The organism is Pseudomonas fulva, assembly GCF_023517795.1.
Classification (GTDB): Bacteria; Pseudomonadota; Gammaproteobacteria; order Pseudomonadales; family Pseudomonadaceae; genus Aquipseudomonas; species Aquipseudomonas fulva_D.
In genome coordinates, this window is record NZ_CP082928.1 from 3,089,409 (window position 1) to 3,107,954 (window position 18,546).

Annotated in this window: 16 protein-coding genes and 1 pseudogene; 14 read left to right on the forward strand and 3 right to left on the reverse strand. The window is 65.1% G+C overall.

Going from position 1 to position 18,546, the window contains the following annotated elements:
- Positions 1–63: 63 nt before the first annotated feature.
- Positions 64–1,740 (forward strand): putative bifunctional diguanylate cyclase/phosphodiesterase, encoded by a 1,677-nt coding sequence (locus tag K8U54_RS14125; RefSeq protein WP_249906410.1) that lies wholly within the window; start codon positions 64–66, stop codon positions 1,738–1,740.
- A gap of 12 nt (positions 1,741–1,752) precedes the next feature.
- On the opposite strand, the gene K8U54_RS14130 is transcribed toward K8U54_RS14125, so the two are convergent.
- Positions 1,753–3,135 carry a NorM family multidrug efflux MATE transporter gene (locus K8U54_RS14130; RefSeq protein ID WP_249906411.1) on the reverse strand — a complete coding sequence of 461 codons (1,383 nt, stop codon included), beginning with the start codon at positions 3,133–3,135 and terminating at the stop codon, positions 1,753–1,755.
- 139 nt (positions 3,136–3,274) lie between these two features.
- Between K8U54_RS14130 and K8U54_RS14135 the strand changes: the two genes are divergently transcribed.
- The 9 genes and pseudogenes from K8U54_RS14135 to K8U54_RS14170 all read left to right on the forward strand — a co-directional run bounded on the left by K8U54_RS14135 (position 3,275) and on the right by K8U54_RS14170 (position 13,104).
- Positions 3,275–4,195: a LysR substrate-binding domain-containing protein gene (locus K8U54_RS14135; protein WP_249906412.1), complete on the forward strand. Its 921-nt coding sequence runs from the start codon at positions 3,275–3,277 to the stop codon at positions 4,193–4,195.
- Between the two features lie 232 nt (positions 4,196–4,427).
- Positions 4,428–5,447 (forward strand): annotated as a pseudogene (locus K8U54_RS25345) (Cache 3/Cache 2 fusion domain-containing protein); the annotation flags it as partial.
- Positions 5,448–5,627: 180 nt separating this feature from the next.
- A complete protein-coding gene (locus K8U54_RS25350) occupies positions 5,628–6,350 on the forward strand; it encodes a methyl-accepting chemotaxis protein (RefSeq protein ID WP_434060027.1) in 723 nt (240 codons plus the stop codon).
- Between the two features lie 513 nt (positions 6,351–6,863).
- Positions 6,864–8,027 carry a type III PLP-dependent enzyme gene (locus tag K8U54_RS14145; protein ID WP_075931569.1) on the forward strand — a complete coding sequence of 388 codons (1,164 nt, stop codon included), beginning with the start codon at positions 6,864–6,866 and terminating at the stop codon, positions 8,025–8,027.
- A 136-nt stretch (positions 8,028–8,163) separates the two neighbouring features.
- A complete protein-coding gene (locus K8U54_RS14150) occupies positions 8,164–10,632 on the forward strand; it encodes a Lon protease family protein (protein WP_249906414.1) in 2,469 nt (822 codons plus the stop codon).
- A gap of 181 nt (positions 10,633–10,813) precedes the next feature.
- On the forward strand, positions 10,814–11,155 hold the full coding sequence (locus tag K8U54_RS14155; RefSeq protein WP_249906415.1) for a hypothetical protein: 342 nt from the start codon (positions 10,814–10,816) through the stop codon (positions 11,153–11,155).
- Between the two features lie 190 nt (positions 11,156–11,345).
- A complete protein-coding gene (locus K8U54_RS14160; protein ID WP_249906416.1) occupies positions 11,346–11,834 on the forward strand; it encodes a TIGR00645 family protein in 489 nt (162 codons plus the stop codon).
- 108 nt (positions 11,835–11,942) lie between these two features.
- Entirely contained in the window at positions 11,943–12,248 is a 306-nt protein-coding gene (locus K8U54_RS14165) for a DUF6482 family protein (RefSeq protein ID WP_249906417.1), read from the forward strand.
- Positions 12,249–12,486: 238 nt separating this feature from the next.
- Positions 12,487–13,104, forward strand: coding sequence for an FKBP-type peptidyl-prolyl cis-trans isomerase (locus K8U54_RS14170; protein WP_249906418.1), 618 nt, complete (start codon positions 12,487–12,489; stop codon positions 13,102–13,104).
- 353 nt (positions 13,105–13,457) lie between these two features.
- Here the strand turns inward: K8U54_RS14170 and K8U54_RS14175 are convergent, their stop codons facing one another.
- Both K8U54_RS14175 and K8U54_RS14180 read right to left on the reverse strand, forming a co-directional pair.
- The gene (locus K8U54_RS14175; protein WP_249906419.1) at positions 13,458–13,685 is read right to left on the reverse strand and encodes a PA4570 family protein; all 228 of its coding nucleotides are present in this window, start codon (positions 13,683–13,685) and stop codon (positions 13,458–13,460) included.
- Between the two features lie 281 nt (positions 13,686–13,966).
- Positions 13,967–14,935: a polyprenyl synthetase family protein gene (locus K8U54_RS14180; protein ID WP_070887311.1), complete on the reverse strand. Its 969-nt coding sequence runs from the start codon at positions 14,933–14,935 to the stop codon at positions 13,967–13,969.
- Positions 14,936–15,208: 273 nt separating this feature from the next.
- Here K8U54_RS14180 and rplU point away from each other — a divergent pair, with 273 nt between their 5' ends.
- The 4 genes from rplU (at position 15,209) to proB (ending at position 18,482) form a co-directional block, all read left to right on the forward strand.
- The gene (gene rplU, locus K8U54_RS14185) at positions 15,209–15,520 is read left to right on the forward strand and encodes a 50S ribosomal protein L21 (protein WP_013789840.1); all 312 of its coding nucleotides are present in this window, start codon (positions 15,209–15,211) and stop codon (positions 15,518–15,520) included.
- A gap of 38 nt (positions 15,521–15,558) precedes the next feature.
- Positions 15,559–15,816, forward strand: a complete 258-nt coding sequence (gene rpmA / locus K8U54_RS14190; RefSeq protein ID WP_013789841.1) for a 50S ribosomal protein L27 — start codon at positions 15,559–15,561, stop codon at positions 15,814–15,816.
- Positions 15,817–16,039: 223 nt separating this feature from the next.
- Complete coding sequence (gene cgtA / locus K8U54_RS14195) at positions 16,040–17,263, forward strand: Obg family GTPase CgtA (RefSeq protein ID WP_249906420.1); 1,224 nt, start codon at positions 16,040–16,042, stop codon at positions 17,261–17,263.
- Between the two features lie 100 nt (positions 17,264–17,363).
- The gene (proB, locus tag K8U54_RS14200) at positions 17,364–18,482 is read left to right on the forward strand and encodes a glutamate 5-kinase (RefSeq protein ID WP_249906421.1); all 1,119 of its coding nucleotides are present in this window, start codon (positions 17,364–17,366) and stop codon (positions 18,480–18,482) included.
- Positions 18,483–18,546: the final 64 nt, after the last annotated feature.

An 18,546-nucleotide genomic window follows, 5' to 3' on the forward strand; every position in this document is an offset into this window, starting at 1 on the left:
CGGATGTGGCGCACTCAGAAGCGCCGCGCGCGCTCATCTTTTTCGTGCATCGGGGGATCTTTCTTGAGCGCATTCGTCGAGCCGTTGCGCCTGGTACTGCTGGCGGAGACGCCGCAGTGGAGCGAGCTGCTGCGCGAGCGCCTGGACGCCGTGGGCGGGTCGACGCCCCTGAGCTGCGCTACCAGTTGGCCGGATGCCCGGCAGCTGCTCGACACCGCCGCCGATGCCGTGCTGCTGACCACTCCCGCGCACCTGGCGGACTCCCGGCGCTGCGCGGCGCCGATCATCCTGCTGCTGGAACAGGAACCGGCCGACACGCCGCCCCAGGTCTGCGACTGGCTGGTGCGCGACCAACTGAGCCCCGAGGTACTGCGCCGCAGCCTGCGCTACGTGCGTGAGCAGGGCCGCCTGCGCCTGACCCTGCAACGTCTGGCCGAACAGGATGCGCTCACCGGCATCGCCAATCGCCAGGGGTTTCACACCCTGCTGGCAGCACGCCTGGCCGAGCAGGGCTGCCGCGGCCTGGCGCTGATCCAGCTGGACCTGGACAACTTCCGCCAGGCCAACGATGCCCTAGGCGACTGCGCCGGCGACCAGCTGATCCAGCAGGTGGTGGCGCGCCTCAAGCAATACCTGGAGCGCGGCGACCAGATGGCGCGGCTGGGCGGTGACGAATTCGCCTTGCTGCTCGACAGCCATGATGATCTCGAGCGCCTCCACGGCCGTGTGCAGCATCTGCTCGAGGCGCTGGGCGAGCCCTACTGGGTGGAGGGCGAAAGCCTGCTGCTCGGTTGCAGCCTCGGTGTGGCACTGGCCAAGCCGGCGAGCAGCGCCGATGGGCTGATGTGGCACGCCCATATCGCCATGCAACAGGCCAAGAGCCGCCAGGGCTGCACTTACCACCTGTACGACGAACGCCTGGACCACGGCATGCGCAGCCAGGTCGACCTGCAGCGCGAACTGCGCCGGGCGCTGCGCAAGGGCGAACTGCAGCTGCACTACCAGCCGCGGCTGTGCCTGCACAGCGGTACCATCGTCGGCCTGGAAGCGCTGGTGCGCTGGCAGCACGAAAGGCACGGGTTGCTGATGCCCGGCGAGTTCGTGCCGCTGGCCGAGGAGTGCGGGCTGATCGTGCCGCTCGGCTACTGGGTGATCGACCGCGCCATGCGCGACATGCAGTGGCTGCGCGAGCGCGGCCATCCGGCGTTGCACATGGCGGTCAACCTGTCGTTCCGGCAGTTCCAGGACAGCCAGTTGCTGCCCACCCTGGAACGGCTGATCGACAGTTGCGGCATCGACAGCCACTGGCTGGAGTTCGAGCTGACCGAAACCGCGGTGATGCGCCGCAGCGAGTACGTGCTGCAGACCATGGGCCGCCTGGGCCACCTGGGCGTGCGCTTTTCCCTGGACGACTTCGGCACCGGCTTCTCGTCGTTCGAGCACCTGAGCAACCTGCCCATCGCCCTGCTGAAGATCGATCGCAGCTTCGTCACCGGCATGGAGCTGCGCCCGCAGAGCCAGCAACTGGTGCAGGCGATGATCAGCCTGGCCCATAACCTCGACCTGCAGGTGGTCGCCGAAGGCGTGGAAAACCTGGAGCAGCTGCGCCTGCTGCGCGAATTCGGCTGCGACCAGGTGCAGGGTTACCTGATCAGCCGCGCCGTGCCACGCGACGAGCTGGATGGCGTGCTGGCCAGGGAGCAGGTGTCGCCGCCCGGTTCACGGCAGCGGGACGCCTGACGCCGCGTCAGGCTACGACACGCAGATCTGCCCCCTGGCATCCTCGGGGCGCTGCAGGCGCGCGGTCTTCCAGCGAAAGCCCAGTACCAGGCCGGTCGCCGTCACCGCCAGCCCGGCAGCCAAGCCCCACCAGACGCCATGGGCGCCCCAGCCGAGCGGGAAGGCCAGCAGCCAGGCCAGCGGCGCACCCACGCACCAATAGCCGGTCAGGCCGATCACCAGGGTCAGGCGGCCGTCGTTGAGGCCACGAATCGCGCCCATGGCGATGCTCTGCAGGCCATCGAACAGCTCGAACCAGGCGGCGATCGCCAGCAGGCTCACCGCCAGGCTGACGATATCGGCGAATGCCGGGTCGTGGCGGTCGAGGAACAGGCCGATGATCCACTCCGGCAGCAGCCAGAACGCCAGGGCGAACATCAGCATCAGCGCGGCGCCCAGGCCCATGCCCAGATGACCGGCGAGGCGCGACAGCGGCAGGCGGCCCGCGCCGTAGTGCATGCCGACCCGGAAAGTCACCGCATACGAGAGACCATGGGGCACGATAAAGGCCAGGGCCACCGACTGCATGGCGATCTGGTGAGCCGCCAGCTGCACGCTGCCCAGGGCGCCCATGCACAGGGTGGCGAAGGTGAACAGCCCTTGCTCGGCCGCGTAGGTGCCGCCAATCGGCAGGCCGAGGCGCAGCAGGGCGCGCAGCTCGGCCCGTTGTGGGCGACCCAGGCCACCGCGCAGCTTGTAACGCTGGTAGGTCGGCGAGATCAGGATGTACAGCGCCAGGGCCAGCGCCATGGCGCTGCTGACCAGCGCGGTGGTCAGGCCGATACCGCTCAGGCCCAGTTCCACGCCCAGCCAGCCCTTGATCAGCGCATAGTTGATGATGAAGTTGGCAAGGGTGCCGACGATGCTGATGGTCATCACCGGGCCGGGATGGCCGATGGCGCTGGTGAAGCCGCGCAGGGCCATGAAACACAGGTAGGCGGGCAGGCCCAGGGACAAGGGGCGCAGGAACGCCATGGCCTCGCCGGCCGCAGCCGGATCCTGCCCCAGGTGCGGCAGCAGCGGCCCCAGGCCGTTGAGGCACAGCGCACTGATGATGCCCAGCAGGATGGCCAGCCACAGGCCGTTGCGCAGTAGGCGGGTGACGCCCTCCGGGTCACCGGCGCCGTGGCGGATGGCGATCATGCTGCCCACGGCGGCGATCACCCCGGTGCAGAAGATCGAGAAGATGAAATAGCAGGTCGCACCCAGAGCGCCGCCGGCCAGCTGCCCAGGGCCGAGCATGGCCATCATCAGCGTGTCGGTGAAGATCATCAGCGCATGGGCCAACTGCGCGGAGATCAGCGGGCCGGCCAGGCGCAGCAGGGCGCCCAGTTCATGACCAAGGGGACTTTTCATGATGAGTAAAACTTCGGCTGGATAATTACTCCCGGGCTGTCGGGAGATAAGCAATGCCAGCTATTCTCCGGTTTGCAGCCCGAACCCACAAAAGGAAAATAGCCATGCATGGCATGATTAAAACTCATGGAGAGGTCCGGTGAGCCGGCACCTGCCGCCTTTATATGCCCTGCGCGCCTTCGAAGCCGCGGCGCGGCATTTGTCCTTTACCCGCGCTGCCGATGAGCTGGCGATCACCCAGAGTGCGGTCAGCCGGCACATCCGCACCCTGGAGGATCACTTCGCCTGCCGGCTATTCGAGCGCCGTGGCCGCGCACTGCACCTGACCGAGCCGGCCAGTCTGTTGCTGCCAGGCGTGCGCGAGGGCTTCGAGTCCATGGAGCGGGCCTGCGCGCACTTGCGCGTGGAGGACGGCACCCTGCGCCTCAAGGCGCCCTCGACCCTGACCATGCGCTGGTTACTGGCGCGCCTGTCGCTGTTTCGCGCCCGCCATGATGACCTTGAGGTGCAGCTCACCAGCGCCTGGATGGATCTCGATCGCGTGGATTTTCTCCACGAGCCGTTCGACTGCGCCGTGCTCCTGGGAGCCGGCACCTTCAGCGACGAATGGCATAGCGTGCGGCTGTTCGAGGAGTGGTTGATCCCGGTGTGCGCCCCCGGTGCCGTGGGCGAGCAGCCATGGGACGTCAGCCGTCTGCAGCAGGCCGAACTGGTACACCCCACGCCCGACCGCCGCGACTGGCGCCGCTGGCTGCAGGCCATGGGCCTGGCCGACCAGGTGGCGCTCAAGGGCGGCCAGGTGTTCGATACCCTGGAGTTGGGCATCGTCGCCGCCGCCCGCGGTTATGGCGTGTCGATCGGCGACCTGGCGATGGTCGCCGAGGACGTGCTGCTGGGCCGCCTGGCGCTGCCCTGGCCGAGCGCCGTGTCCAGTGGCGAAAGCTATTACCTGGTGTGGCCCAAGGCCCGCCGCGGCCAGGAACGCTTCGAGCGGCTGGCCGAGTTCCTGCTCGCCGAGGTGGCCGCCATGCAGTTGCCCGACGTGCAGCTGCGGCGCTAGGAAACGGCTGAAAATTCTCGCGGATGATACTTTTTGATTACTCCACGTAAAAAATGAGGTGATTGCGTCATGAGGGCCATTGACGCACTAAAACTCTCAAATATTCTCCGCGCTCGCCGAAAAATGGCGGCTTATCAATCACTCCATATAAGGACATGTGGAGCCATGGAGACGCGTCATGAACCAACCTCGTTCCCGTATCGCCTGGCAGCTGGCGACGGCCCTTGCCGCCATGCTGGTGCTGCTGATCAGTGTCAGTACCGTATTCGCCCTGCGCTCGCTGAGCAGCGCCAACCTGGTCACCCGTGAAGAGCACCTGGGCAGCGAAGCACGCCTGCTGGCCGACCAGTTGAGCACCTTCCACGAAAGCCTGCGCGAAAGCACCCAACGCCTCGCCGGCCTGTTCGAGCGCCGCTTCAGCAGCGGCCTGCAGGTCAGCCCGGACGAGCGCGTCGCCGCGGGTTCCCTGCAGGCGCCGGCGCTGTACCTGGGCAATACCCGACTGAACAACGATTTCAGCGAAGTCGATGAATTCCGTCGCCTGACCGCCGGCGTGGCGACCATCTTCGTCCGTGATGGCGACGACTTCGTGCGCGTGACCACCTCACTGACCAAGCAGGACGGCGGCCGCGCCATCGGTACCGTGCTCGACCGCAACCACCCGGCCTATGCACGCCTGCTCGGCGGCGACAGCTACGTGGGCCGCGCGCTGCTGTTCGAGCGCTTCTACATGACCCAATACACCCCGGTACGCGACAGTGCCGGGCGGGTCATCGCCGTGCTGTTCGTCGGCTTCGACTACACCGATGCGCAGAACGCCCAGTTCGCCAACCTGGAGCGCTTCCGCATCGGCAGCACCGGCTCCCTGGCGTTGCTCGACGACCAGAACAAGTGGCTGGTGGCACCTTATAGCGCGCAGCGTCCCGAGCAATTGACGGGCAACATGAGCAACGTGCTGGGCAATCCGGGCAAGGGCGGTTTCTGGAGCGATGGCAGCCAGGACTTCTACAGCGTTGCCGTGCCCTTTGCCGGTGGCCCGTGGACGGTGGTGGCAAGCATGCCGGAAGCGGAGATCCAGGCGGTGACCTGGCGAGTCGGCAGCCAATTGGCGATCGGCAGCCTGGTGACCCTGGTGCTGGCCGTGCTGGCGGTGATCTGGCTGCTGCGTCGCAAACTGCGGCCGCTGGGGGATCTGGTCGAACAGGCCCAGGCCCTCGGTGCCGGCGACCTGAGCGTGCGCCTGCAGGTCACGAGCCATGACGAGATCGGCGAGCTGTCGCGCAGCTTCAACCAGATGAGCGAAGCGCTGTCGACCATGGTCGCGCGCATCCGCAGCGCCGCCGGCAACGTCAGCCAGCGCGCCGAGGCGCTGTCCGGCCTGTCGCGCGGTGCCTATGAAGGCATCGAGCAGCAGTCCGGCGAGATCAGCAGCATGGCCGGCGCGGTGGAAGAGTTCAGCGCCACCTCGCTGAACATCGCCGACAACATGCGCAGCACCGAACGCATGGCCAGCGAGAACGCCAGCCAGACGCGCATCGGCCGTACCTCGATGGAAGAGGCGTCCAATGCGCTGGAGCAGATATCCCAGTCGGTGAACAGCGCGGCGAAGGTCATCGACAGCCTGGGCCAGCGTTCCCAGGAGATCGGCGGCATTCTCAGCGTGATCACCTCGATCGCCGACCAGACCAACCTGCTGGCGCTCAATGCCGCCATCGAGGCGGCGCGCGCCGGTGAGCAGGGCCGCGGCTTTGCCGTGGTCGCCGACGAGGTGCGCAGCCTGGCCGGCCGCACCCGCGAGGCGACCACCGAGATCTCCAGCATGATCAGCAGCATCCAGGGCGAAACCAGCAGCGCCATCAGCACCATGGAGCAGGGCCGGCAGTTGATGCAGAACGGCCTGGAGCTCAACGCCAAGGTCGCCGCGGCGCTGACTCATATCGCCGAGCAGACCAGCGCTGCCGGCGAGCAGTTCGCGGCCATCACCACTGCCACCAGCGAGCAGAGCAGCACCGCCACGGTGCTGAGCAGCAACCTGCAGAGCATCGCCCTGGCCAACGGCGAGCAGCGCGAAGTGATCGCCAACCTGGCGCACACCTCCAAGGAACTGGAAACCCTGGCCACCGACCTGCACCGCGAAGTCGAGCGCTTCCGCTGATCCCGGTCCTCCAGGACCGGTCCTCTACGGCTGGTGCTGCCTACTGGCGCCAGCCGCCTTCCGAGCCCCGGTCAAGGCTCGTCCAGGCTTGACGTCATCATCCTGAAAACCCTGCGTGCCAGGCTGCTGGCCTGGTGCGGCGGCTGCGTTGCAAGCCGCGGCTGTGCAGCATTGCGGACCATTTCGTGTGGAATCCGAAACGCTCTGAAAATCAGTTTCCGCCAGGGGCAATTTTTGATTGATCTGAGCGAGTCATGGTCTTAAAGTCCGCGCCCGAACGTCCATGCTGGCAACGATCCATTCGGCTCAAGTACTGACGACGAGAGGTTGTCCGGCCCCTTTCAGGGCAGGCAATTCTCGGCGACATGCCTTGGGAAGTAGGCGAACCAAAGTGGGGAAACTGATCAGACGTTCCTGGCCTGGCGACAGGCCGCCCCCGACACCCGGTTGAACCTGTGCCCGGTTCAACTGCCCGAATCCTAGTGTTCATGGTTTAGCCATTTGGAGACCCGCATGTCGATCAAGGTCGAAGACTACTACCCACGCGAAACCTTCAACAAAATGAAGGCCTTCGCCGACCAGCAGGAAACCCCGTTCGTGGTGATCGACACCGCGATCATCAGCCAGGCCTACGACGACCTGCGCGCCGGTTTCGAATTCGCCAAGGTGTACTACGCCGTCAAGGCCAACCCGGCGATCGAGATCATCGAACTGCTGCGTGACAAGGGCTCGAGCTTCGACATCGCCTCGATCTACGAGCTCGACAAGGTGCTGTCCGCCGGTGTCGGCCCGGAGCGCATCAGCTACGGCAACACCATCAAGAAGGCCCGCGACGTTCGCTACTTCTATGAGAAGGGCGTGCGCCTGTTCGCCACCGACTCCGAAGCCGACCTGCGCAACATCGCCAAGGCGGCGCCGGGCTCGAAGATCTACGTGCGCATCCTCACCGAGGGGTCGACCTCGGCCGACTGGCCGCTGAGCCGCAAGTTCGGCTGTCAGCCGGACATGGCCCTGGACCTGTTGATCCTCGCCAAGCAGCTGGGCCTGGTGCCCTACGGCATTTCCTTCCACGTCGGCTCGCAGCAGCGCGATATCGACGTGTGGGACGCGGCCATCGCCAAGGTCAAGGTGATCTTCGAGCGCCTCAAGGAAGAAGACGGCATCGAGCTGCAGATGATCAACATGGGCGGCGGCTTCCCGGCCAACTACATCACCCGCACCAACAGCCTGGAAACCTACGCCGAGGAAATCATCCGCTTCCTCAAGGAGGACTTCGGCGACCAACTGCCGGAAATCATTCTCGAGCCGGGCCGTTCGCTGATCGCCAACGCCGGCGTGCTGGTCAGTGAAGTGGTGCTGGTGGCGCGCAAGTCGCGCACCGCCGTCGAGCGCTGGGTGTACACCGACGTGGGCAAGTTCAGCGGTCTGATCGAAACCATGGACGAGTCCATCAAGTTCCCGATCTGGACCGAGAAGAAGGGTGAGATGGAAGAGGTGGTGATCGCCGGCCCGACCTGCGACAGCGCCGACATCATGTACGAGCACTACAAGTACGGCCTGCCCCTGAACCTGGCCAGCGGCGACCGCCTGTACTGGTTCTCCACCGGTGCCTACACCACCAGCTACAGCGCGGTGGAATTCAACGGCTTCCCGCCGCTGAAAGCCTTCTACCTGTAAGCCCCGCTGCACCGCCAGGCGCCCGCACCCGTTGCGGGCGTTTTGCTTTCTGCGCCAGTCGGCACGGGTGCCTTGCCAGGGGGAAGTGGGCAGCGCGAGAATGCAGGCAACTCTCCGCGGTATTTAAGGATCCCCGATGCCCGATCCCGTTGCAGCCGGCCTGCGCCTGGCGCCCGATGCACTCACCCGTCCCTTCTCGCCCACGCAGTTCGCCTTCACCACCACCGATGACCTGGAACCCTTTCGCGGCGTGCTCGGCCAGGAACGCGCCGTGCAGGCGCTGCAGTTCGGCGTGGCCATGCCGCGCCCCGGCTACAACGTGTTCGTCATGGGCGAACCGGGCACCGGTCGCTTCTCGTTCGTCAAACGCTACCTGCAGGCCGAGGGCAAGCGCCTGGAGACCCCGCCGGACCGAGTCTACGTCAACCACTTCGACGAGCCCCGCGAGCCCCGCGCGGTGGAACTGGCGCCGGGCACGGCCAGCGAGTTCATCGCCGACATCAACGCGCTGATCGACAACCTGCTGGCGACCTTCCCGGCGGTGTTCGAGCACCCGTCCTTCCAGCAGAAGAAGAGCGCCATCGACCGCGCCTTCAACAAGCGCTACGACCAGGCCCTGGACGTCATCGAAAAGCTGTCGCTGGAGCGCGGCATCGCCCTGTATCGCGACAGCAGCAACATCGCCTTCACGCCGATGCTCGACGGCAAGGCGCTGGACGAGGCCGAGTTCGCCCAGCTGCCGGAAGCCGACCGCGAGCGCTTCCACGCCGACATCGCCGCCCTGGAGGAGCGTCTCAACGAGGAGCTGGCCAGCCTGCCGCAATGGAAGCGCGAATCCAGCAACGCGTTGCGCCAGCTCAACGAGGAAACCATCACCGTCGCCCTGCAGCCGCTGCTGGCGCCGCTCTCGGAGAAGTACGCCGAGAACGCCGGGGTGTGCGCATACCTGCAGGCCATGCAGGTGGACCTGCTGAAGAGCGTGATCGACCTGCTGATCGAGGTGGAAAAGCCCGACGCCCAGACCCGCAAGCTGCTCGAGGAGCTGTATTGCCCGAGCCTGATCGTCGGCCACCACGTCGATGGTGGCGCGCCGGTGGTGTTCGAGCCCCACCCGACCTACGACAACCTGTTCGGGCGCATCGAGTACAACACCGACCAGGGCGCGCTCTACACCAGCTATCGCCAGTTGCGCCCGGGTGCGCTGCACCGCGCCAACGGTGGCTTCCTGATCCTCGAGGCGGAGAAATTCCTCAGCGAGCCGTTCGTGTGGGAGGCGCTCAAGCGCGCCCTGCAGTCGCGCAAGCTGAAGATGGAGTCGCCGCTGGCCGACCTCGGTCGCATCGCCACCGTGACCCTCAATCCGGAAACCGTGCCGCTGCAGCTCAAGGTGGTGATCATCGGCTCGCGTCAGCTGTACTACGCGCTGCAGGACGCCGATCCGGACTTCCAGGAGATGTTCCGGGTGCTGGTGGATTTCGACGAGGACATCCCCCTGGCCGACGACAGCCTGGAGCAGTTCGCCCAGCTGATGAAGACCCGCACCACCGAGGAAGGCATGGCGCCGCTGAGCGCCGCCGCGGTGGCGCGCCTGGCCACCTACAGCGCGCGCCTGGCCGAACACCAGGGGCGCCTGTCGGCACGTATCGGCGACCTGTTCCAGCTGGTCAGCGAGGCGGACTTCATCCGCAACCTGGCCGGTGAAGCGGTCACCGACGCCGACCACATCGAGCGCGCGCTCAAGGCCAAGGCCACCCGCACCGGGCGCGTCTCGGCGCGGATCATCGACGACATGCTGGCCGGCATCATCCTGATCGACACCGCCGGGGCGGCCATCGGCAAATGCAACGGCCTGACCGTGCTGGAAGTCGGCGACTCGGCCTTTGGCGTGCCGGCGCGGATCTCCGCCACCGTCTACCCGGGCGGCTCGGGCATCGTCGACATCGAGCGCGAGGTCAACCTCGGACAGCCGATCCACTCCAAGGGCGTGATGATCCTCACCGGGTTCCTCGGCAGCCGCTACGCCCAGGAATTCCCCCTGGAGATCTCGGCGAGCATTGCCCTGGAGCAGTCCTACGGTTACGTGGACGGCGACAGCGCCTCCCTCGGCGAGGTGTGCACGCTGATCTCGGCGCTGTCACGCACACCGCTCAAGCAGTGTTTCGCCATCACCGGGTCGATCAACCAGTTCGGCGAGGTGCAGGCGGTCGGCGGGGTCAACGAGAAGATCGAGGGCTTCTTCCGCCTCTGCGAGGCCCGTGGCCTGACCGGTGAACAGGGGGCGATCATCCCGCACTCCAACGTCTCCACCCTGATGCTCGACGAGCGTGTGCTGCAGGCCGTGCGCGCCGGGCAGTTCCATATCTACGCCGTGCGCCATGTGGACGAGGCGCTGAGCCTGCTGGTCGGCGAGGATGCCGGCACGCCGAACGACAAGGGTCAGTTCCCCACCGGCAGCGTGAACGCACGGGTGGTCGAGCGCCTGCGCGAGATCGCCGAAATCGGCATGGGCGAGGAAGACAAGCCCGAGCAGGCCAAGGAAGCGCTCACCGCGGCGCTGCCGGAAAAGCCCAACAAGCCCCGGGCCAAGAAGCCGACGCCGGAGTAGGGCGCCAGGGCGGGCTGATCATTCACTGATCGGCTCGCCCGCCGCCGTTGGGCCGGCAGCATGCAGGGGCTTGCGCACCTGTCATGCACAAGGTTATCCACAGCTTTTGTGTATAAACCTGCCTTTGCCGGCAGGCGCTACGGGTGTAGGCTGCAGGTCTGTCTCTGCGAGGATCGCCGCCATGTCGCGTAGCCTCTGCCTGACCCGTGATTGTCTTGGCGTGACCACCCGTATCGAATGCACGGTGCTGCCCCTGGCGGGGGAGCAAGGCTTGTGGACGCTGATCTGCGTTGCCGGCCTGTCTGCCCGGCAACCCTCCGCCGTCAAGGCACAAGGCCCATTCCACGGGCCTCTGGTCGTCGAGCAGCTGCTCGAGGACATTGCCGAGAGCCTGGCCGGCCAGGGCTACTGCACCTGCCACGAAGCGCCGATCTGGCGCCTGCATGCCCAGGCTCAACTGCGCCGTTTGAACGCTGCACGCCGCGCGTCGCGGCGCGTATCCCTGTCATTGCCCGATAGTTGAGCGATCGTCTGCGCCGCGTTCGTGGCGCGACCCGTCGGTCAGGCTGCGACGCCAGGCCGCAGATCTTATCCACAAGCGCCCGGGCGCCGCCCCTGGCCGGATTCCCTGCAATGCCCGGCGAACCGGCGCGGCTTGCCTGTGGTCGGACGCTGGGTATACTCGCTCGCCTGTCCATTACCTGTGAGAGTCCATGGAACGCTTTATCGAAAACGCGATGTACGCATCGCGCTGGTTGCTGGCCCCCATCTATTTCGGTCTGTCGCTGGGGCTGCTGGCACTGGCCCTGAAGTTCTTCCAGGAAATCTTCCATATCCTGCCCAACATCTTCGCCATGGCCGAGGCGGAGCTGATCCTGGTCCTGCTGTCGCTGGTCGACATGGCGCTGGTCGGTGGCCTGCTGGTGATGGTGATGATGTCCGGCTACGAGAACTTCGTCTCCCAGCTGGATATCGACGACAACAAGGAAAAGCTCGCCTGGCTCGGCAAGATGGATTCCAGCTCGCTGAAGATGAAGGTAGCGGCCTCCATCGTGGCGATTTCCTCGATCCACCTGCTGCGGGTGTTCATGGATGCCCGCAACCATGACCCCGACCACCTGATGTGGTACGTGATCATCCACATGACCTTCGTGGTCTCGGCCTTCGCCATGGGTTACCTGGACAAGCTGACCAAGCACTGATCGTCGCTGTCCAAGGCAGACGCCCGGCCCGCCCAGCGCGCGCCGGGCGTTTTGTTATCGACGCGCCGACAATCGTATAGTGGCGCTTCTTGCCTGCGAGGACCTGCCATGACCCTGCCTGAATTGCTGCACGCGGCGCGCGCCGGCGCGGTGAGCGAGCTCGAACTGATTTCCCTGGAAGGTGGCATCTACCTGCTGCAGATTCTCGGCACCGAGCAACGCGCCTACCTGCGCGACGCTGCGGGACGCAACCTGCACCTGCGCTCGGTGGAACACGCCCGTGACCTGCTCGAGGAGTTGCCGGACGTGCCGCTGTTTCTGGTGCATGCCTCGGCCTACGACGAGATGTGCGGATTGCCGGGCGGCACCCGCGACGCCCTGCGTGTACCGGTCGGCCTGCGCAGCCGCTGGTAAGAACCTGTTCACGATCTGCTGCGCGTCGGCCCTACGGCGTTAAAAACAGACTCAGAATGCTCATTTACAGCACGTAAACTCGTGTGCGAGCCCAGTCCGCTTCCTCGCCTGTTTTTGTGGGGCCGCCTAGGCCTTGTATGGCTCTAGCTCGCTAGATCGTGAACAGGTTCTAAGGCACGGGCGGCGGCTGGAACCGTGATAGGCTAGCCGGCCTTTTTCCTGCTAGCGGAGCGGCGACATGTCCGAACTCGATCTTTCCACTGACGAAGCGCGCGTCAGCTACGGCATTGGCCGCCAACTGGGCGGCCAGCTGCGTGACAACCCGCCGCCGGGCGTGAGCCTGGATGCCGTGCTGGCCGGCCTGGCCGATGCCTTTGCCGGTCAGCAGAGCCGTGTCGGCGAAGCCGAGCTGTCGGCCAGCTTCAAGGTCATCCGCGATGTCATGCAGGCCGAAGCCAAGGCCAAGGCCGAAGCGGCCGCCGGCGCCGGTCTGGCCTTCCTGGCCGAGAACGCCAAGCGTGACGGCGTCACCGTACTGGCCTCTGGCCTGCAGTACGAAGTGCTGACCGCGGGCGAGGGCGCCAAGCCATCGCGCGACGACAGCGTGCGTACCCATTACCACGGCACCCTGATCGACGGCAGCGTGTTCGACAGCTCCTACGAGCGTGGCCAGCCCGCCGAATTCCCGGTCGGTGGCGTCATCGCCGGCTGGACCGAAGCCCTGCAACTGATGGGCACCGGCAGCAAATGGCGCCTGTACGTGCCGAGCGAACTGGCCTACGGCGCCCAGGGCGTTGGCAGCATCCCGCCGCATAGCGTGCTGGTGTTCGACGTCGAGCTGCTCGACATCCTGTAAGCGCTAACGCTTCGGCCCTGCGGCGTTAGAAGCTCCCAGGGCTCCAGCTCGCGAGCTTTAGAACTGTTCAAAGTCTTCCAACTCAGATTCGTCGATTTTGACAGTTAGCTGGCGCTAGCGGACATACGTAGGGTGGACCGGGGCGCGTAGCTGAGGCTTTATCCGCCCACCGCTCTGCAATCGCGGTGGTGGACAAAAAGAGCGTTGTCCACCCTACGAAACTGCGAAGGCTGCTGCGCGTCGGCCCTGCGGCGTTAAAAATAGACTCAGAATGCTCATGTACAAAAGTACACTCCGCTTCTTCGCCTATTTTTGCCTTGCAGGGCTCTAGCTCGCGAGCCTTCGGATAAGTGTCACGGGCGCAATGCCCGGGCATAGCAGTACAGGAACAGGCTGCGCACCAGTTCCTTGAGGATCAGCGGCTCGCTCGAGCTCAGTTCGTGCAAATCCAGATCACCCTGTTTGCGCAGTTCATCCAGCGCGTCCTCTTCGAGCACGGCGCAGACTTCGCCTGTCTCGCGGTGCAGGATGCGCAGGTAGGGATGGGGACGGTCCAGCCAGGCGTCTATCAGATAAGTCATGCTCGCATCTCCCTGAGTGAGTGGTAGATATGAGAATAATTCTTATTACGTTAATAGCAAGCCTTAATCGCACCTTTCGTCGATCTGCCGCTGCCTTGGCTGAGCAGGTTCAGGCCGTTTCAACTCTAGAGCGTACTCGCCGAAGGCGGCACGCCGTGGCATGTTGCTGCAGATAAGTGCCTACACGCGGCCGGCGTCCCGGTCTGCCCTGCGCAGCAGGTAGTTCCGGGCATAAAAAAGCCCGTCGCTGGGACGGGCTTTCGAACTCGCGCTACCTGCCTTCAGTGCGTGCGGGCCACGGCGAAGTGGCTCAGCTCGACCAGGGCATCGCGGTAGGCGCTGGCGGGCAGCACTTCCAGGCAAGCGATGGCGCGTTCGGCGTAGTCGCGTGCCAGATTGGCGGTGTAGTCCAGGGCGCCGGCGGCCTGCACCGCCTCGCGGATGCTTTCCAGGTCTTCCAGGCCACCTTTCTGGATCGCCTGGCGCACCAGGGCGGCCTGTTCAGCGTTGCCTTCGCGCATGGTGTAGATCAGCGGCAGGGTCGGCTTGCCCTCGGCCAGATCGTCGCCGACGTTCTTGCCTAGGGTCGCCGCATCGCCCTTGTAGTCGAGCAGGTCATCGACCAGTTGGAAGGCAACCCCCAAGTGGTCACCGAACAGGCGCAACGCCTCGTTCTGCTCGGCGGTCGCTTCGGCCAGCGCGGCGGCGCTCTGGGTCGAGGCCTCGAACAGCATGGCGGTCTTGCCGCGGATGACTTCCATGTAGGTTTCTTCGCTGGTGCTGGCGTCACGGATCTTCGACAGCTGCAGCACCTCGCCCTCGGCGATCACCCGCGTGGCCTTGGAGAGGATCTTCATCACCGGCATCGAGCCGAGTTCGACCAGCATCTCGAACGAGCGCGAATACAGGAAGTCACCGACCAGCACGCTGGGTGCATTGCCCCACTGAGCATTGGCGGTGCTGCGGCCGCGGCGCATGTCGGACATGTCGACCACGTCGTCGTGCAGCAGGGTGGCGGTGTGCAGGAATTCGATGGTGGCCGCCAGCAGGCGCAGACGCTCGTCGTCCAGGCCCAGGGCCTTGCCGCTGAGCAGCACCAGCAGTGGGCGCAGGCGCTTGCCGCCAGCGGAGATGATGTAGTCGCCGATCTTCTCGACCAGCGGGACGCGGGACACCAGTTGCTGACGGATAATGCCGTCAACAGCGGTGAAATCATCCGCTACCACACTGTAAAAAGCCTGGGGTTGCATCGGCGACATAAGCTCCTTGGGCAGGCACTATCGACCGTAATAGGCCCTAGTTTGCGCGGCATGCTAGGGGGCAGGGTGGGGGCTGTCAAGGCGATGGCAGGCGGCGCTTGCGCAGTTCCAGTGGCTTGCGTACAATCGCGCACCCTGAACTTCCCCCTGGGTATTTCCCTGCCTTACGCAATTGCACGGGTGTCCATCCGGCCCCGAGCAGCCATGCCAGCCAACAGTTATTCCTATAAAGCGCTGGGTGAGCAGGATCAACGGAGATTTACCATGTACGCAGTAATTGTTACTGGTGGCAAGCAATACAAAGTCACCGAAGGCGAATTCCTCAAGGTCGAGAAACTGGAGCTGGCCGCTGGCGAAGCGCTGACTTTCGACCGCGTGTTGCTGGTTGGCAACGGTGATGACGTCACCATCGGCGCCCCTGTCGTCGAAGGCGCCAAGGTATCGGCTGAAGTCGTTTCGCAAGGTCGTCACGATAAGGTCACCATCATCAAGTTCCGTCGTCGTAAGCACCACATGAAGCGTCAGGGCCACCGTCAGTGGTTCACTGAGATCAAAATCACCGGTATTCAGGCCTGATTCGTTTCGTCTGAGCCCTTTATAGGAGTATTGAACTCATGGCACACAAAAAAGCTGGCGGTAGTACCCGCAACGGTCGCGACTCAGAAGCCAAACGCCTTGGCGTGAAGATGTATGGCGGCCAGAAAATCGTTCCTGGCAACATCATCGTGCGTCAGCGCGGCACCCAGTTCCACGCTGGCTACGGCGTTGGCATGGGCAAGGATCACACCCTGTTCGCGAAAATCGAAGGCGTGATCAAGTTCGAAGTCAAAGGTGCCTTCGGTCGCCGCTACGTAAGCGTCGTCGCGGCCTAATCGCGAAGTTGCTGGAAAAGCCCCGTCCTGCGACGGGGCTTTTTTGTTTCTGTATCCTGTTGCGCTCGGTTTGCTGCTTCGCCCTCTTCGGGCCGCTGCAAGCGCGCATCCTGTGGGTTCTTGCCAAACTGTCCTGGGTTGACGCGGGTGGTTTCAGGGCAATTTCGCAAGCACCCGGTGTTTCCTGTTTCAGTGACCCGCGATTATGGCGGGAGGTGTACCCATGAAATTCGTCGATGAAGTATCGATTTCTGTAAAGGCCGGCGATGGCGGCAACGGCATGATGAGCTTCCGTCGCGAGAAGTTCATCGAGAACGGTGGCCCCAACGGTGGTGATGGTGGCGACGGTGGCTCGATCTACATCGAGGCCATGGCCAACCTCAATACCCTGGTGGACTACCGCTATACCCGGCGCTTCCAGGCGCCCAATGGTGAGAAGGGCGGCAGCACCGACTGCACCGGTGCCAAGGGCGAAGACCTGATCCTGCCGGTGCCGATCGGCACCACGGTCATCGATGCCGGTACCCAGGAAGTGATTGGCGACCTGACCAAGGCCGGGCAGCGCCTGATGGTGGCCCAGGGCGGCTGGCATGGGCTGGGCAACACCCGCTTCAAGTCGAGCACCAACCGTGCCCCGCGCCAGACCACGCCCGGCAAGCCGGGTGAGGCGCGCGACCTCAAGCTGGAATTGAAGGTGCTGGCGGACGTCGGCCTGCTCGGTCTGCCGAATGCGGGCAAGAGCACCTTCATTCGCTCGGTGTCGGCGGCCAAGCCGAAAGTCGCCGATTACCCCTTCACCACCCTGGTGCCGAACCTGGGTGTGGTCAGCGTCGACCGCTACAAGAGTTTCGTGGTCGCCGACATTCCCGGTTTGATCGAGGGTGCCTCCGAGGGCGCCGGGCTGGGCATTCGCTTCCTCAAGCACCTGGCGCGTACCCGTCTGCTGCTGCACCTCGTCGACATGGCGCCGCTGGACTTGACCGACCCGGCCGAAGCCGCTGCCACCATCGTCGCCGAACTGACCAAGTTCAGCCCGGCGCTGGCCGAGCGCGAGCGCTGGTTGGTGCTCAACAAGGCCGACCAGATCCTCGATGAGGAGAAGGAGCAGCGGGTCGCCGAGATCAAAGCGCGGCTCGAATGGGAAGGCCCGGTCTACGTGGTCTCCGCCCTGGCGCGCGAAGGCACCGAGCAGCTGTGCTACGACATCATGGATTTCCTCGAGGCGCGTGCCGAGCGTATTCAGGAGAACCCCGAATATGCCGCCGAGCTTGCCGAGCTCGATCAACGCATCGAAGATGAGGCACGTGCCCAGTTGCAGGCGCTGGACGACAAGCGCGCGCTGCGCCGTTCCGGGGTGCGCGCCGTGGGCGACGTCGAGGAAGACGACAGCTTCTGGGACGAGGAAGATGACGAGGATGGCCCGGAAATCATTTACGTCCGGGATTGATGGGACGACAGACGCCGCTTTTTAGCGGCGTTTTTGTAGGTTTGGCCGTTGCCGCGGGTAGCGGCTTGCGAAAATGTGCGTCTGGCTGGGGTTGGAAAACATGCGTGACAAGGTAAGTGGTGCGCAGCGCTGGGTGGTGAAGATCGGCAGTGCCTTGCTGACCGCCGATGGCAAGGGGCTGGATCGCGGCGCCATGGCGGTGTGGGTCGAGCAGATGGTCGCACTGCGGGCGCAGGGCGTCGAGCTGGTGCTGGTGTCCTCCGGTGCGGTGGCAGCGGGGATGAGTCGCCTGGGCTGGGCGGCGCGCCCGAGCGCCATCCACGAGCTGCAGGCCGCCGCCGCGATCGGCCAGATGGGCCTGGTGCAGGCCTGGGAGTCGAGCTTCGGCGAGCATGGTCGGCGCACCGCGCAGATCCTCCTGACCCATGACGACCTGTCCGACCGCAAGCGCTACCTCAACGCGCGCAGCACCCTGCGCACCCTGGTCGAGCTCGACGTGGTGCCGGTGATCAACGAGAACGACACCGTGGTCACCGACGGTATCCGGTTCGGCGATAACGACACCCTGGCTGCGCTGGTGGCCAACTTGGTGGAAGCTGATCTGCTGGTGATCCTTACCGACCGCGACGGCATGTTCGATGCCGATCCGCGCAACAATCCCGATGCCCAGCTGATCCACGAGGCGCGCGCCGACGACCCGGCCCTGGATGCCGTGGCCGGTGGCGTGGGTGGTGCCCTGGGGCGCGGCGGCATGCAGACCAAGCTGCGCGCGGCGCGCCTGGCGGCCCGTTCCGGGGCGCACACGGTGATCGTCGGCGGTGCCATCGAGCAGGTATTGGCGCGGCTCAAGGCTGGCGAGCTGCTCGGCACCCTGCTGGTGCCCGAGCGCGGCATGCTGGCGGCGCGCAAGCAGTGGCTGGCCGGGCACCTGCAGACCCGCGGCACCCTGGTGCTCGACGATGGCGCGGTCAAGGCGCTGGTCTCCGACCGCAAGAGTTTGCTGCCGGTCGGCGTCAAGGCCGTGCAGGGCAGCTTCCGCCGTGGCGAGATGGTGATCTGCGTGGCGCCGGATGGCCGGGAGATCGCCCGCGGCCTGGTCAACTACAGCGCCCTGGAGGCGCAGAAGATCATCGGTCGCCCTTCGGACGAGATCGAGCGCCTGCTCGGTTACGTCGACGAGCCGGAGCTGGTGCATCGCGACAATCTGATTCTGGTTTAGGGCGCTACGAGCTGCAGCCTGCAAGCGAAGAGCGGTTCTGTCGGTATCCATCGAAGGGGTGACG

Bases quoted from the DNA above. Each gene is read 5' to 3' on its own strand.
- K8U54_RS14130 (WP_249906411.1), bottom strand. From the start codon at position 3,135: ATGAAAAGTCCCCTTGGTCATGAACTGGGCGCCCTGCTGCGCCTGGCC.
- K8U54_RS25350 (WP_434060027.1), top strand. From the start codon at position 5,628: ATGGCCGGCGCGGTGGAAGAGTTCAGCGCCACCTCGCTGAACATCGCC.
- K8U54_RS14145 (WP_075931569.1), top strand. From the start codon at position 6,864: ATGTCGATCAAGGTCGAAGACTACTACCCACGCGAAACCTTCAACAAA.
- K8U54_RS14150 (WP_249906414.1), top strand. From the start codon at position 8,164: ATGCCCGATCCCGTTGCAGCCGGCCTGCGCCTGGCGCCCGATGCACTC.
- K8U54_RS14155 (WP_249906415.1), top strand. From the start codon at position 10,814: ATGTCGCGTAGCCTCTGCCTGACCCGTGATTGTCTTGGCGTGACCACC.
- K8U54_RS14160 (WP_249906416.1), top strand. From the start codon at position 11,346: ATGGAACGCTTTATCGAAAACGCGATGTACGCATCGCGCTGGTTGCTG.
- K8U54_RS14165 (WP_249906417.1), top strand. From the start codon at position 11,943: ATGACCCTGCCTGAATTGCTGCACGCGGCGCGCGCCGGCGCGGTGAGC.
- K8U54_RS14170 (WP_249906418.1), top strand. From the start codon at position 12,487: ATGTCCGAACTCGATCTTTCCACTGACGAAGCGCGCGTCAGCTACGGC.
- K8U54_RS14175 (WP_249906419.1), bottom strand. From the start codon at position 13,685: ATGACTTATCTGATAGACGCCTGGCTGGACCGTCCCCATCCCTACCTG.
- K8U54_RS14180 (WP_070887311.1), bottom strand. From the start codon at position 14,935: ATGCAACCCCAGGCTTTTTACAGTGTGGTAGCGGATGATTTCACCGCT.
- rplU (WP_013789840.1), top strand. From the start codon at position 15,209: ATGTACGCAGTAATTGTTACTGGTGGCAAGCAATACAAAGTCACCGAA.
- rpmA (WP_013789841.1), top strand. From the start codon at position 15,559: ATGGCACACAAAAAAGCTGGCGGTAGTACCCGCAACGGTCGCGACTCA.
- cgtA (WP_249906420.1), top strand. From the start codon at position 16,040: ATGAAATTCGTCGATGAAGTATCGATTTCTGTAAAGGCCGGCGATGGC.
- proB (WP_249906421.1), top strand. From the start codon at position 17,364: ATGCGTGACAAGGTAAGTGGTGCGCAGCGCTGGGTGGTGAAGATCGGC.